The 12,449-nt window shown below is 66.6% G+C and carries 14 protein-coding genes; 6 read left to right on the forward strand and 8 right to left on the reverse strand.

The features are described 5' to 3' along the window. Positions 1-726: thioredoxin (locus ACOJTD_RS22930; protein ID WP_420135153.1), on the forward strand; the 726-nt coding region annotated here is incomplete at its 5' end. A gap of 98 nt (positions 727-824) precedes the next feature. Next, positions 825-1,202 (forward strand): response regulator, encoded by a 378-nt coding sequence (locus ACOJTD_RS22935; RefSeq protein ID WP_420135154.1) that lies wholly within the window; start codon positions 825-827, stop codon positions 1,200-1,202. A 183-nt stretch (positions 1,203-1,385) separates the two neighbouring features. Here ACOJTD_RS22935 and ACOJTD_RS22940 read toward each other — a convergent pair whose 3' ends face one another. Next, the gene (locus ACOJTD_RS22940; RefSeq protein ID WP_420135155.1) at positions 1,386-3,947 is read right to left on the reverse strand and encodes a TIGR02302 family protein; all 2,562 of its coding nucleotides are present in this window, start codon (positions 3,945-3,947) and stop codon (positions 1,386-1,388) included. A 155-nt stretch (positions 3,948-4,102) separates the two neighbouring features. Here ACOJTD_RS22940 and ACOJTD_RS22945 point away from each other — a divergent pair, with 155 nt between their 5' ends. Then, positions 4,103-4,483, forward strand: a complete 381-nt coding sequence (locus ACOJTD_RS22945) for a carboxymuconolactone decarboxylase family protein (RefSeq protein WP_420135156.1) — start codon at positions 4,103-4,105, stop codon at positions 4,481-4,483. A 25-nt stretch (positions 4,484-4,508) separates the two neighbouring features. Here ACOJTD_RS22945 and ACOJTD_RS22950 read toward each other — a convergent pair whose 3' ends face one another. From ACOJTD_RS22950 to argH, 4 genes are all read right to left on the reverse strand, one after another. Then, positions 4,509-5,078: a cytochrome b gene (locus tag ACOJTD_RS22950; protein WP_420135157.1), complete on the reverse strand. Its 570-nt coding sequence runs from the start codon at positions 5,076-5,078 to the stop codon at positions 4,509-4,511. 429 nt (positions 5,079-5,507) lie between these two features. Then, positions 5,508-6,773: a diaminopimelate decarboxylase gene (gene lysA / locus ACOJTD_RS22955; RefSeq protein ID WP_420135158.1), complete on the reverse strand. Its 1,266-nt coding sequence runs from the start codon at positions 6,771-6,773 to the stop codon at positions 5,508-5,510. 6 nt (positions 6,774-6,779) lie between these two features. Further along, the gene (lptM, locus tag ACOJTD_RS22960) at positions 6,780-7,046 is read right to left on the reverse strand and encodes an LPS translocon maturation chaperone LptM (protein WP_420135159.1); all 267 of its coding nucleotides are present in this window, start codon (positions 7,044-7,046) and stop codon (positions 6,780-6,782) included. A 62-nt stretch (positions 7,047-7,108) separates the two neighbouring features. Continuing rightward, entirely contained in the window at positions 7,109-8,494 is a 1,386-nt protein-coding gene (gene argH / locus ACOJTD_RS22965; RefSeq protein ID WP_420135166.1) for an argininosuccinate lyase, read from the reverse strand. Between the two features lie 125 nt (positions 8,495-8,619). On the opposite strand from argH, the gene tlpA reads away from it, so the two are divergent. Together tlpA and ACOJTD_RS22975 are read left to right on the forward strand one after the other, a co-directional pair. Continuing rightward, complete coding sequence (gene tlpA, locus ACOJTD_RS22970; RefSeq protein ID WP_420135160.1) at positions 8,620-9,285, forward strand: thiol:disulfide interchange protein TlpA; 666 nt, start codon at positions 8,620-8,622, stop codon at positions 9,283-9,285. 104 nt (positions 9,286-9,389) lie between these two features. Then, the gene (locus ACOJTD_RS22975; RefSeq protein ID WP_420135161.1) at positions 9,390-9,740 is read left to right on the forward strand and encodes a DUF1428 domain-containing protein; all 351 of its coding nucleotides are present in this window, start codon (positions 9,390-9,392) and stop codon (positions 9,738-9,740) included. 15 nt (positions 9,741-9,755) lie between these two features. Here the strand turns inward: ACOJTD_RS22975 and ACOJTD_RS22980 are convergent, their stop codons facing one another. Both ACOJTD_RS22980 and ACOJTD_RS22985 read right to left on the reverse strand, forming a co-directional pair. Then, complete coding sequence (locus ACOJTD_RS22980) at positions 9,756-9,953, reverse strand: hypothetical protein (protein WP_420135162.1); 198 nt, start codon at positions 9,951-9,953, stop codon at positions 9,756-9,758. Positions 9,954-10,032: 79 nt separating this feature from the next. Beyond that, complete coding sequence (locus ACOJTD_RS22985; protein ID WP_420135163.1) at positions 10,033-10,836, reverse strand: NAD(P)H-dependent oxidoreductase; 804 nt, start codon at positions 10,834-10,836, stop codon at positions 10,033-10,035. Positions 10,837-10,926: 90 nt separating this feature from the next. Here ACOJTD_RS22985 and ACOJTD_RS22990 point away from each other — a divergent pair, with 90 nt between their 5' ends. Further along, entirely contained in the window at positions 10,927-11,841 is a 915-nt protein-coding gene (locus tag ACOJTD_RS22990) for a LysR family transcriptional regulator (protein WP_420135164.1), read from the forward strand. Between the two features lie 152 nt (positions 11,842-11,993). On the opposite strand, the gene ACOJTD_RS22995 is transcribed toward ACOJTD_RS22990, so the two are convergent. Beyond that, on the reverse strand, positions 11,994-12,449 hold a 456-nt coding region (locus tag ACOJTD_RS22995; RefSeq protein WP_420135165.1), incomplete at its 5' end, for a 3-hydroxyacyl-CoA dehydrogenase family protein.

The raw sequence follows: 12,449 nt of genomic DNA on the forward strand, positions 1-12,449 counted from the left end.
CGCGATCGACGGCGTGGCGGATCGGATCTGGCAGACGATCCGGGCTGGGGCATGACGGAGGATGAACAGGATACCCCTGTCGTCGAAAGCCCGCCGATCGCAGCCGAAATTCCCACGCCGGAGGAGCGCGATGTCTTCGCCCGCGCGCCGGAGCCGGACGAGATCGCCGAACCCGAGCCGGTCGGCCGCAAGCGTAACAATCGCTCGTTCGGTTCGCGCCGCCGGCGCGGCATCAAGGCGCTGATCGAACCGCTGCGGCAGGATCCGATCGGCACGGTGAAATCGGCGATGACCGCCTCGACCGCCTGCGCGGCATTCGGCTCGCTGGCGCTCGGCCTCCTGATCTGGCGCGCCGACGTGGTAAGGCTGCTGCCGCAGACCGCGACGTTCTACCGGCTGGTCGGCTTCGAGGTGAATCTGCGCTCGCTGGCCATCAAGGACGTCAAGGTCACGCGCGAGATGGTCGACGCCAAGCCGGTGCTGGTGATCGAGGGCATGATCATGGGCCTCGGCCGCAAGCCGGCGGATTTGCCGCGGCTGCGCTTCGTTGTGCGCGACGACCACGGCACCGAGATCTATGCCTGGAACGCGGTGCTGGAGCAGACCGTGCTGCGTCCCGGCGAGCAGGCCTGGTTCCGGTCGCGGCTGGCATCGCCGCCGCCCGAGGCCCGCACCCTCGACGTGCGCTTCTTCAATCGGCGCGATATCGCCACCGGCGGTGCGTAGAGCTTTGGACCGAATCGAGCAGAGCTCACGATCGTTGTTTTGCCGCGTGGTGCGACGCGGACCGGCCGCAGCGACGGCCGTCAGCCTGGGACACTGGTATGTCGCGAATCCTGATCGCCGATGACGAAGAATCGATGCGCTTGCTGGTGGGGCGGGCCATCGCGATGGACGGCCACGACATCACCACCGCCGAGGACGGCAGCGAGGCGCTCGAAATCCTGGTCGAGAACGACGGCCGGTTCGACCTGCTGCTGACCGACATCAAGATGCCGATGATGGACGGCATCGCGCTGGCGCTCGCCGCCGCGCGCGACTTTCCCGACCTCACCATCCTGCTGATGACCGGCTACGCCGACCAGCGCGAACGCGCCTCCGGCCTCGACGCCATCGTCCACGACGTCGTCACCAAGCCGTTCTCCGTCGCCGACATCCGCACCGCCGTGGCGGATGCGCTGGCGACGAGGAAGACTATCTGATCGAGCGCTCTCCCCGACCGCCTCTCGCCACCTCTCCCGCTTGCGGGAGAGGGCTGGGGTGAGGGCGACACGGGCAATGACTCAGCGAGTTGCGGAGCGAAGTGCCCTCACCCGCCGCGCTTCGCGCGTCGACCTCTCCCGCAGGCGGGAGAGGTTGCGCCATGCCCGGGGTGAGCTAATCGCTTAGTAATCCTTCAACAGCCGCTCGATGTAGTCGAGTTCGATCTGCGGGCGGTTGGTGTCTCCGAGGCGGCGGCGGAGTTCTTCGAGGATGCGGCGGACGCGCTGGACGTCGATCTCGCCGGGAATCTTCACAGACAGATCGTCGCCGAATTCGCGGCCTTTCAGCGGACGGCCGAGCGGGTCGGTGTCGTTGCCGCTGCTCTGCTGTCGGCCCGGACGCTGGCCAGGGCCGTCGCCCTGCCCGGGCTGATCGCCCTGCTGCATCGCCTCGGCGAGTTTCTGCGCGCCCTTGCGCAGCGCATCGAGCGCGCGGCCCTGCGAGTCGACCGCGCCGTCGGCATTGCCTTCGCCGAGCCGGCCCTCGGCATCGCCCATCGCGGAGTCGGCCTGATCGAGGCCACCGTCGCCATCACCCTGCTCGCCTTGCTGACCCTGGCCCTGCTGCCCCTGCTCGCCCTTCTGGCCGCGCTGGCCCTGCTGCTGACCCATGCCGCGCTTGGCGAGTTCCTGCTGCAGCTTGCGCAGGCGATCCTGCAGGTTCTGCTGATCCTGCTGCAGATCGCCGAGATTCTGCTCGCCTTTCTGGCCGCGCATGCGGTCGCGGCGCTGGTCCTGGCCCTGCTTGAACGTCTTGTCCCGCAACTGTTGCTGCTTGCGGATCATGTCGCTGAGCTCGTTCATCGCCTGCTGCATATCGTCGTCGCCGCCCTGGCCGGGCTGCGCCATCTGCAGGTTCTCGAGCATCTGGGCGAGCTGTTCGAGCAGTTGCTTGGCGGCCTCCTTGTCGCCGGAGCGCGACAGCCGCTCCATGCGCTCGATCATGTTGTTGAGGTCCTGCTGCCGCATCACCTTAGTGTTCGGATCGAGCGGACGTGCGAGCTGCTGCGGGTTGTTCTTCATCTGCTCGGCGAGCTGGCGCATGAAGTTGTCGAGCGCGGCGCGCAGGTTCTCGGTGAGCTTCTTGATCTCCTCGTCGGAGGCACCGCGTTCGAGCGCCTGCTTCAGCGCATCCTGCGCGGCGCGCAGCGCCTTCTCGACGTCCGACGTATCGCCGTCCTCGATGCTGAGCGCGAGCGACCACAGGTTGGCAACGACATCGCGCAGTTGCTCGTCGGTCCGGGCGCGTTCGAGCTGATCGGCAATCGTATAGAGGCCGAGATACTGGCCGGCATCCGGCGTGAACGCTTCCGGCGCGATCATCAGCGCATCGAGCGCGGTGTACACGTCGCCGTTCTTGTTCGCGTCGAGCGCCAGGATGCGGCGCTGCTCGATCAGCGCGCGGGCCAGCGGCTTGGTGAACAGCCGCTCCGGCAGCCGCATCGCATGCGGTTCGCTGCGGCCTTCGTTGCCGGCCTCGTCCTTGGCAGTCAGCGTCAGCATCACCTCGGCGCCCGCATAGGGATCCTCGCTGAGATCCCTCACGGTCTGGCCGACGCCGGCGCGGGTGCGCGCGTTCGGCAGCGTCAGCGGGAATTGCGGCGGCTCGAACAACGGCCGCGGCGTGCCGGCCTTCTGATCCGCGGCCGAAACCACCGGCGCGATCAGCGCATAAGCAGCCACGACGCCGTAGTCGTCCTCGATCTTGTAGGACAGCTGCAGCGAGCCGCGGGCCTGCCGCTCGGGCTCCTTGGCGAGCGCGATCGTCGGCGCATGATCCGGCGTCGCCTTGAAGGTCCATTTCGGCTGACCGGACGGCGCGCGCACCTGCGCGGTGCCGTCACTGGTGATCTTGAAATGCTGCTCGCTGGTGCCCGCCGGCGCCTGGCCCTCGGGTGCGGCTTCGGCCACACCGCCGCTGATCGCGACGTCGAGATTGCCGCCGCTGGAGCGCACCAGCAGGGTCGAGCCTGCCGGCACCGGCAGCGCCGCATCGCTCGCGGCCAGATCCTTGTTGGCGGCTGACAGGATGATCGGCGGCTTGTTGGTATAGACCGGCGGCGTCACCCAGGCATCGACGCGCACGTTCGGCCCCGCCAGCGCACCGTTCCAGTCGAACGCCGCCGCGACGCGCGCACTGCGCTCCTCGCCGGCGGCCACGAAGGTCGCTACCAGCAGCACCGCCACCAGCGCGCGGAGGCCCCAGGGATCGTGCTTCGGCAGCCGCGGCGTCGGCAGGCCGGCATGGATGCCACGCAGCGCCGCCAGCGTCCGCTCGCGCTGCACCCGCCACAACGCCAGGGCGACCGGATCGGTCGAAGCCAACGTATCGGTGAGCGCGGTGGCCGGGCGATGCTTCAGGCCGGTGTTGCGGTCGAGCCGGGCCAGCGCGTCATCGCGGCTCGGCCAGCGGAACTTGAGAACGGGGTAGAGCGCGACCAGCGCCAGCACGACGAACAACGCGAGGCCGATCATGCGACCGGTGAACGGCAGCACCAGCCACAGCCCGGCCCAGGACGCAGCGAGGAACAAGCCGACGACGCTGAGGACCCGCACCAGCAGCGGCCAGCTGCGCTCCCACGCGATCGCGAACGTGGCGCGCCGAAGCGCCGTGGCGAGGCGCAGCCGCGCCAGCGCGTCTGGATCCTGCGGGGTCTGTGACGGGTCGGGGATGCGGCCGCTCAACAAGCTCTCCGGGTTGCACGTACGACAGCCTACCACAGCGGCGGCAATGAGGCACCTGACGCCGGTGATCACCTCGCCCTTCTCGTCCCACACGAATGCGTGACGGCGCAGCCACCAGCCCGTAACGTCCCGCCGCTTCAACCAGAGGATCGACGATGGACAAGACGACCCACGACAAGGGGCTGGAAATCCGCAAGGCCGTGCTCGGCGAGGCCTATGTGGAGAACGCGCTGAAGACGGCCGACGACTTCAACCGGCCGTTCCAGGAACACGTCACCGAATATTGCTGGGGCGCGATCTGGGGCCGCGACGAGCTGCCGCGCAAGACCCGCAGCATGCTCAACCTCGCGATGATCGCCGTGCTCAACCGTCCGCACGAGCTGCGCGCGCATCTCAAGGGCGCGCTGACCAACGGCGTCACGAAAGACGAGATCCGCGAGATCTTCATGCAGGTCGCGTGCTACGCCGGCATGCCGGCGGGCGTCGACAGCTTCCGCATCGCCCGCGAGGTGTTTGCAGAACTCGACAAGGGCTGAGCCCGGCAGCGGCTGACCGCCGCTGCTAGATCATTCGCGACAGCACGTCGGCCTTGGGGTTCTTGTCGACAAAGCGGTGCTTCAGCGCACCGGCGACATGCAGCACGACCAGCCCCAGCAGCGTGTAGGCCAGCACCTTGTGCAGCAACTGAAACACCCGAAACGCCGTGTCGTTCTTCGGCAGCAGCTCCGGCACATGCAGGCCGAAGAACGTCACGCCGTCGCTGTGCGCGAAGGTGCTGGACATCGCGTAGCCCATCAGCGGCACGATCAGCAGCAGCGCGTAGATCGCGACATGCACCACCTGTGAGAGGACGCGCTCGTGCGCCGGCAGATCGGCTGGCCCGGGCAGCCGCGACAGCGCGCGGATGCCGAGCTGCACCAGCACGATCAGCAGCACCAGCAGGCCGAAGGATTTGTGCAGCGGATACAGCTCGCCGAATTTCTCGGCCATCTCGTCGTCGAGCGACGTCATCGTCCAGCCGACGGCAATCAGTCCGAAGATCAATAGCGCGCGCAGCCAGTGCAGCACGCGCAGCGAGGTCGGGTATTTGTCGATCGCTTCGTGCGCGGCATGCTGAGCCGTCTCGGTCATGTTTGCTTGTCCCTGCATCCGTCGCGCCGCAGATGCGCGCCTGCCGTCGCAGCGTGTAGTGGCAGGCCGGTGGCGAATGTAAGGCTCACGTCCAACGTGCAGGGCGCCGGCTCAATCGACGACGCTCCGGCGTTAAGGTTGATCGGTTAGGTTAAGCAGCGGTTTCCATTGCCGTGCCGGACAACACCGATAGGTTGAACCTGTCGCGCGTACCCGCCGGACGCCGCACGTTCCCGGCGGGATTGCAAACGTGCGATCGGGACCGCCAGTATTTTGTCCGCAACTGGCGGTCCCACTCTCGCTCATCGGGACTGAGAAGTGCCGACGCAGGTCTGCCGGCGATCGAACAAAGCCCGTGTTAGCATCGGCATCATGAGGTGCCCGCTCGGCCGCGCTTTGCGCGGCGCGCACCGAACCGGCACCGAAGGCTCACAGCCACGGCGCCTGACGATCCATCGCGATCAGTTGCTCGACCTCGATGCGTGGGCGGACCAGTGCGTACTGATCGTCCTTCACCAGCACTTCGGGCACAAGCGCGCGGGTATTGTAAGTACACGCCTGGACCGCCCCATAGGCGCCCGAGGTCATGATGGCGATCAGGTCGCCGGCCTTCAGCTCCGGCAGCTTGCGGTCGAGCGCGAGGTAATCGCCGGTCTCGCACACCGGGCCGACGACGTCGGCCACCATGGTGGCGCTGCCCGGGGCCGGCTCGGCCACCGGCAGGATCTCGTGATACGCTTCGTACAGCGTCGGCCGGATCAGGTCGTTCATCGCGGCGTCGATGATCACGAAGGTCTTGCCGTCGCCGTGCTTCACATAGATCACCTGCGCGACCAGGATGCCGGCATTGCCGACGATCATCCGGCCCGGCTCGAACAGCAGCGCGCAGCCGAGATTGTGGGTGACGCGCTTGACCATCTCCGCATAGGCGAACGGCTCCGGCGGCGCGTCGCGATCCTCGTAGTAGGGGATGCCGAGGCCACCGCCGAAATCGACATGGCTGATCGTGTGGCCGTCGCCACGCAGCACATGCACGAATTCGGCAACGATCCGGAACGCCGCTTCCATCGGCGCCAAGTCGATGATCTGGCTGCCGATATGCACGTCCACGCCGGTGACCTGAATGCCCGGCAGCTTGGCGGCGCGGGCATAAACCTCGCGCGCATGCGCCAGCGGAATGCCGAACTTGTTCTCGGACTTGCCAGTCGAGATCTTGGCATGGGTACCGGAATCGACGTCCGGATTGACCCGGATCGAGATCTTGGCGGTGCGGCCCATTTCGACCGCGAGCCGCGACAGCAGTTCGAGCTCGGGCTCTGACTCGACGTTAAGGCACTTGATGTCGTGGCCAAGCGCCGTGCGGAGTTCGGCCTCGGTCTTGCCGACGCCGGAGAATACGATCTTGCCGGGCGGGATACCCGCCGCCAGTGCGCGCTGCATCTCGCCGCCCGACACCACGTCGGCGCCGGCGCCGAGCTTGGCCAGGGTACGCAGCACCGACTGGTTGGAGTTCGCCTTCATGGCGTAGCACACCAGCGCGTCGGTGCCGGCGAAGGCTTCGCTGAACACGCGGTAGTGCCGCTCCAGCGTCGCGGTCGAATAGCAATAGAACGGCGTGCCGACCTCGCGCGCGAGCGCGGCAAGGCTGACGCCTTCGGCGTGCAGCACGCCGTTGCGGTAGTCGAAATGACGCATCGCAGATCAGTCCAGCAGCGAGTCGAGGACGATGCGCTTCTTCTGGCCCTTACCGGCGACCGGAGGCGCATTGGTGCCGTAGGACGGGTCGAACACGTCGCCCTTGGCGGCCGGCGCAGGCGACGGCGCCGCCGATGCTGCAGGCGAGCCGGGCGTGTCGGCGGCCCCGGCCGGAAGATCCAGAGCGCCCTTACGACCGCAGCCCGCAAGGGCCAGCGTCGCCGCGGCGATCACAACAAGCGCCCATCGGGATGGGCCGGCAGTGCGGTTCACGTCGAAATCCCCAATTGCGGCCGCATCCTACAGAGAACGCCCGGCCGTGGCGAGCCCCTGCTTCAACCCGCTTTTCGCTCTTTTTCGAGGCGCTTGAGCCATCCCTTGGCCTGGGCGCGGACGTTTTTCGGCGCTGTGCCGCCGTAGCTCGTGCGGCTCTTCACCGAGGAATCGACGCTGAGCACCGCCAGCGCGTCCTTGGTAATGCGCTTTTCCACCGCCTGCATCTCGGCGAGCGGCAGCTCGTGCAGCGCGACGCCGGCCTTCGCGGCGAGGCCGACGATGCGGCCGGTGACGTGATGGGCGTCGCGGAACGGCATTTTCAGCGTCCGCACCAGCCAGTCGGCCAGATCGGTGGCAGTAGCGTAGCCTTCGCCGGCTGCCGCCCGCATCCTGTCCGGCTCGGGGACGATATCGCGGACCATGCCGGTCATCGCCCGGATCGCCAGCGACAGCGCCGCGAAACCCTCCATCGCACCCTGTTTATCTTCCTGCATGTCCTTCTGATAGGCCAGCGGCAGACCCTTCATCACGATCAGCAGGCCGTTCAGCGCGCCGATCACGCGGCCGGTCTTGGCGCGAACCAGCTCGGCGGCGTCGGGATTGCGCTTCTGCGGCATGATCGACGAGCCGGTGGTGAACTTGTCGGAGAGCCGCACCAGCCCGACCAGCGGCGAGGTCCAGATCACGATCTCCTCGGCGAAGCGCGACAGATGCACGGCGCAGATCGACGCCGCGGAGAGCGTTTCCAGTACGAAGTCGCGATCCGACACCGCATCGAGCGAATTCGCCATCGGCCGGTCGAAGCCGAGCTTGGCGGCCGTCGCATGACGATCGATCGGGAACGAAGTGCCGGCCAGAGCGGCGGCACCGAGCGGGCTTTCGTTAAGCCGCTTGCGGGCATCCTGGAAACGGCCGCGATCGCGCGCCGCCATCTCGACATAGGCCATCAGATGATGGCCGAAGGTCACCGGCTGCGCGGTCTGCAGATGGGTGAAGCCCGGCATCACGGTCTCGGCGTGCTCCAGCGCGCGCTCGGCCAGCGCCTGCTGGAAGGCAGCCAGCGCCGCGTCGGTCTGGTCGAGCACGTCCCGGACATAGAGCCGGAAGTCGGTCGCGACCTGATCGTTACGCGAGCGCGCGGTGTGCAGCCGCCCGGCGGCAGGGCCGATCAGTTCGGACAGCCGGCTCTCGACATTCATGTGAATGTCCTCGAGCGCACGCTTGAAGGTGAACTTCCCGGCGCCGATCTCTGACAGAATCGTGTCTAGACCCTTGCCGATATTTTTCGCATCGTTCGCGGTGATGATGCCCTGCGCGGCGAGCATGGCGGCATGGGCCTTGGACGCGGTGATGTCCTGGGCGTAAAGATGCCGATCGACATCGATGGAGACGTTGATCTCTTCCATGATGGCATCGGGGCTCTCGGCGAACCTGCCGCCCCACATCTTGTTGCCTTGCCCGCCGCTCTTCTGTCCGCCGCTCACTGTCCGCTCACGATCATGCCCGCCTCAACTTTGCCTCAAGCCCACCAACCTGCGACTCTGTCCGATCTACCGAGTTCGAGTGCCCGATGACTGATAGCCGACCCGATTCCGTCCCGCCACGCCGCAAGGGGCGCAAAACGCTGATTCTGGCCGCCATGGCCGTGCTGGTGGTCGCCGGAGCAGCGGGGGTATACGGGATCGCCGGGCTGCAGCGCAATGCGGGCGATCCAACCTGCCGCCCCGCCGTGGCACTGGCACAACAGCTCAAGCCCCTCGCGCGCGGCGAAGTCGCCGCCGTGACCGTCGCAGCCAAGCCTCTTAAACTGCCGGACCTCGCCTTCGAGGACGGCGCCGGCCAGCCCAAGAAGCTGTCGGATTTCCGCGGTCGCACCGTGCTGGTCAACCTATGGGCGACCTGGTGCGTGCCGTGCCGCAAGGAGATGCCGGCGCTCGATAATCTGCAGGCCAAGCTCGGCGGCCCGGAGTTCGAGGTGGTGGCGATCAATATCGATACCCGCGATCCGGCGAAGCCGAAGAAGTTTCTCGAGGATGAGAAGCTGACGACGCTGAACTTCTTCAGCGACGCCTCTGCCCACGTGTTCCAGGAACTGAAGAGCGTCGGCCGCGCCCTCGGCATGCCGACTTCGGTGCTGGTCGACGGCCAGGGCTGCGAGATCGCCACGATCGCCGGCCCGGCCGAATGGGACAGCGCCGACGCGCTCGCGCTGGTGAAGGGTGCGCTGCCGAAGTAACAGCCGCGACAATCGGCCCCGGCCACGGCCTGTCGGATATCCTTACGATCGATCGTCTTGCTGAAAGCCGCGGACGCGGCGCGCGCAGAGATCGGGAGGAACAGATGTCTTATGTCGACGGCTTCGTGGTGCCGGTGCCGAAGGCCAAGCTCGCGGACTACATCAAGCTGGCGCGCAAGGCCGACAAGGTGTTTCGCGAACACGGTGCGCTCGATTATCGCGAGTGGGTCGCCGACGATGTCGAGGCAGGCAAGGTCACCTCGTTTCCGCGCAGCGTGAAGCTGAAGCCGGACGAAGTCGTGGTGTTTTCCTACATCGTCTACAAATCGCGCAAGCAGCGCGACAGGGTGATGGCGAAAGCGATGCAGGACCCGCGGCTCGGCGGCATGGATTCGAAGACGATGCCGTTCGATACCAAGCGGATGTTCTTCGGCGGCTTCAAGAAGCTGGTTTAGTTTCTGATCCGCGGATCAGGCGGTGACGTTGATGTTGCCGCCGACGCCTGCGCCGACATTGGCGAGCGACGGCGCGCCCTGCCCGATGCCGAGCAGCGTCTGCACCGTGTCGCGCTCCATCCGCGCGTTCGACGCCTGGATCGTCGTCGCGATCTGCATCTGCGTGCTGCTCGCCTGCATCGCAAGCGCCGCGCTGACCATGCTCATGTCCATGAGCCGCAGCTTAGCGACGAAGCGTTAACAACCTTTCGTTTCGTCGCCTGCAATTGCTCTCTACCGGTATCGACGTCCGCTATCGTGACGAGCCTGCGTCCTCGTCTCTCAGATGAAGCGCAAAGCCGGTCCTGCTCGGAGCGCCCAGGCCGGGACGCAGCTCCATGCTGGGGATCAGATAGTCGCCGCCGTTCTGGCGCCGATACGGAATCGGCGGCGTGGTCGCGAGCGTGCGCATCCGCTCGCGGAGCTGTTCGGCAGTGGCCTCGAAGCCGGCCTCGTCGAGCCGGCCCGTCTGGTACACGACGAACGGCGGCAGCACATCGTAGCCCGGATAGAAAAGAATGCCGTGGTGGATCGGAAACAGCAGATCGCCGATCGGACCGTTGACGCCGCGGGCGCCATAATGCGGCTCCCAGCCACCAGTCGTGACGATCAGCATCGCGCGCTTGCCGGCCAGATTGCCCTCGCCGTAGCGATCGCCCCATCGCTTGTCGCTGTGCTCGCCGACCCCATAGGCGAAGCCGCAGGCATAGACGCGATCGACCCAGCCCTTCAGGATTGCCGGCATGCTGAACCACCACAGCGGGAATTGCAGGATCAGCACGTCGGCCCAGCGCAGCTTGTCGATTTCTTCCTGAACATCCTGCGTCAGGTCGCCGACCTCGAAGGCCGCCTTGGAAGCCGCAGCCGGCACCAGCCTTTCATTGGCCGCGAGGCCGGGAAAATCGGCGCGGTCGATGGCAGCCTTCCAGCCTTGCGCATAGAGGTCGGAAACCTGAACTTCGTGGCCCTGGCGCCGCAGCTCCGCGACCGCGACATCGCGCAGCGCGCCATTCAACGACCGGGCTTCGGGATGGGCGAAAAGCAGCAGGACTTTCATCGATGCCTCCTCGGATAAATCTGAGCCTTGGAGTAGCCCCGCCTCGGTTGTTCCGGTAGAAGTCCGCTATCGATATGATTATGCCGAAATATGGATAAGTCAGCAGTCACGATCGAGCGCATCCGCACTTTCGTCCGCGTTGCCGAGCGCGGAAGCCTCTCCGCGGTCGCTCGCGACCTCAATGTTGGCCAGTCCACGGTGACCCGCCAGTTGCAGGAGCTCGAGGCAGCGATCGGCGCGCCTTTGCTGGGCCGCACCACCCGCCGGGTGACGCTGACCGAAGAGGGCAGCCGCTACTACGCCCGTGCCATCCAGATCCTGCGGCTGCTCGAACAGGCCAACGACGAAGCGCTCGGCTCGTCGGGCGCGTCGGCCGGCACGATCCGGATCACCTGCACCGCCTCGTTCGGCGTGATGCATGTCAGCCGGCTGATCTTCGCCTTCCAGGACCGCTACCCGGACATCGGCGTCGATTTCGGCCTGACAGACCAGCGCATCGATCTGGTGCGCGAGGGCGTCGACCTCGCGCTCCGCCTGGCGCCGTTGACCGACAGCTCACTGAAGTTGCGGCCGCTCGGCCAAAGCCAGCGCCTGATCGTCGCGGCGCCGGACTATCTGGCGGCGCACGGTCGGCCGATGGTCCCGCAGGATCTGGCCGGCCATCAAGGCATCCGCATGTTGAACGTCGCCGGCAGCGACATGCTGGCGCTGGAGGGGCCGGACGGCGAGACTTACCGTGTCCCGTTCGGCGGCCGGCTCCGGATCGACCACGGTCTCGCGGCCCGGGAGGCACTGATCGCCGGGCGCGGCATTGCGGCATCGCACCGCTGGCTGGTCGACGATCTGGTCGCCGCTGGCCACCTTGAAGTCATCCTGCCGGACTACCGGCTGCAGCCGGTGCCGCTCAATCTGCTGATCGTCCCGGAGCGCGCCGCCATCGCGCGCGTTCGCCTGCTGATCGACTTTCTGGCGGAGCAGATCAGGACCGTGCCGGGGATCGAATGAGCGAAGAGCCAAAGTAGCCCGTCATGCCCGGGCTTGTCCCGGGCATCCATGCCTTGCAGAGCAAGTAACAAGATAAGGCGCGGATGGCCGGGACGAGCCCGGTGATGACGCAAGTAACTACGCCGTCGAGCTATACCGCGCGACTCTCGCGCTCAGCGCGTCGGGACTGGCTTCTCGCCGCGATAATCGTAGAAGCCGCGGCTGGTCTTGCGCCCGAGCCAGCCGGCCTCGACGTACTTCACCAACAGCGGACACGGGCGATACTTGGAGTCGGCCAGCCCTTCGTGCAGCACCTGCATGATCGACAGACAGGTATCGAGACCGATGAAATCGGCCAGCTCCAGCGGGCCCATCGGATGATGGGCGCCGAGCCGCATCGCGGCGTCGATCGCTTCGACGTTGCCAACGCCTTCATACAGCGTGTAGATCGCCTCGTTGATCATCGGCAGCAGGATGCGGTTGACGATGAAGGCCGGGAAATCTTCCGACACCGCGACCTGCTTGCCGAGCCGGGCCACGAATTCCTTGGCGGCCTCGAAAGTGGCATCGTCGGTGGCGATGCCGCGGATCAGCTCGACCAGCTCCATGCGCGGCACCGGATTCATGAA

This window comes from Rhodopseudomonas sp. (genome assembly GCF_048594845.1).
Lineage (GTDB): Bacteria > Pseudomonadota > Alphaproteobacteria > Rhizobiales > Xanthobacteraceae > Rhodopseudomonas.

What these genes read in the sequence shown, in the direction of transcription:
- ACOJTD_RS22990 (WP_420135164.1), top strand. Translation starts at nt 10,927, where the DNA reads ATGGATAAGTCAGCAGTCACGATCGAGCGCATCCGCACTTTCGTCCGC.
- ACOJTD_RS22980 (WP_420135162.1), bottom strand. Translation starts at nt 9,953, where the DNA reads ATGGACATGAGCATGGTCAGCGCGGCGCTTGCGATGCAGGCGAGCAGC.
- ACOJTD_RS22975 (WP_420135161.1), top strand. Translation starts at nt 9,390, where the DNA reads ATGTCTTATGTCGACGGCTTCGTGGTGCCGGTGCCGAAGGCCAAGCTC.
- tlpA (WP_420135160.1), top strand. Translation starts at nt 8,620, where the DNA reads ATGACTGATAGCCGACCCGATTCCGTCCCGCCACGCCGCAAGGGGCGC.
- ACOJTD_RS22935 (WP_420135154.1), top strand. Translation starts at nt 825, where the DNA reads ATGTCGCGAATCCTGATCGCCGATGACGAAGAATCGATGCGCTTGCTG.
- lysA (WP_420135158.1), bottom strand. Translation starts at nt 6,773, where the DNA reads ATGCGTCATTTCGACTACCGCAACGGCGTGCTGCACGCCGAAGGCGTC.
- ACOJTD_RS22950 (WP_420135157.1), bottom strand. Translation starts at nt 5,078, where the DNA reads ATGACCGAGACGGCTCAGCATGCCGCGCACGAAGCGATCGACAAATAC.
- ACOJTD_RS22985 (WP_420135163.1), bottom strand. Translation starts at nt 10,836, where the DNA reads ATGAAAGTCCTGCTGCTTTTCGCCCATCCCGAAGCCCGGTCGTTGAAT.
- argH (WP_420135166.1), bottom strand. Translation starts at nt 8,494, where the DNA reads ATGTGGGGCGGCAGGTTCGCCGAGAGCCCCGATGCCATCATGGAAGAG.
- ACOJTD_RS22945 (WP_420135156.1), top strand. Translation starts at nt 4,103, where the DNA reads ATGGACAAGACGACCCACGACAAGGGGCTGGAAATCCGCAAGGCCGTG.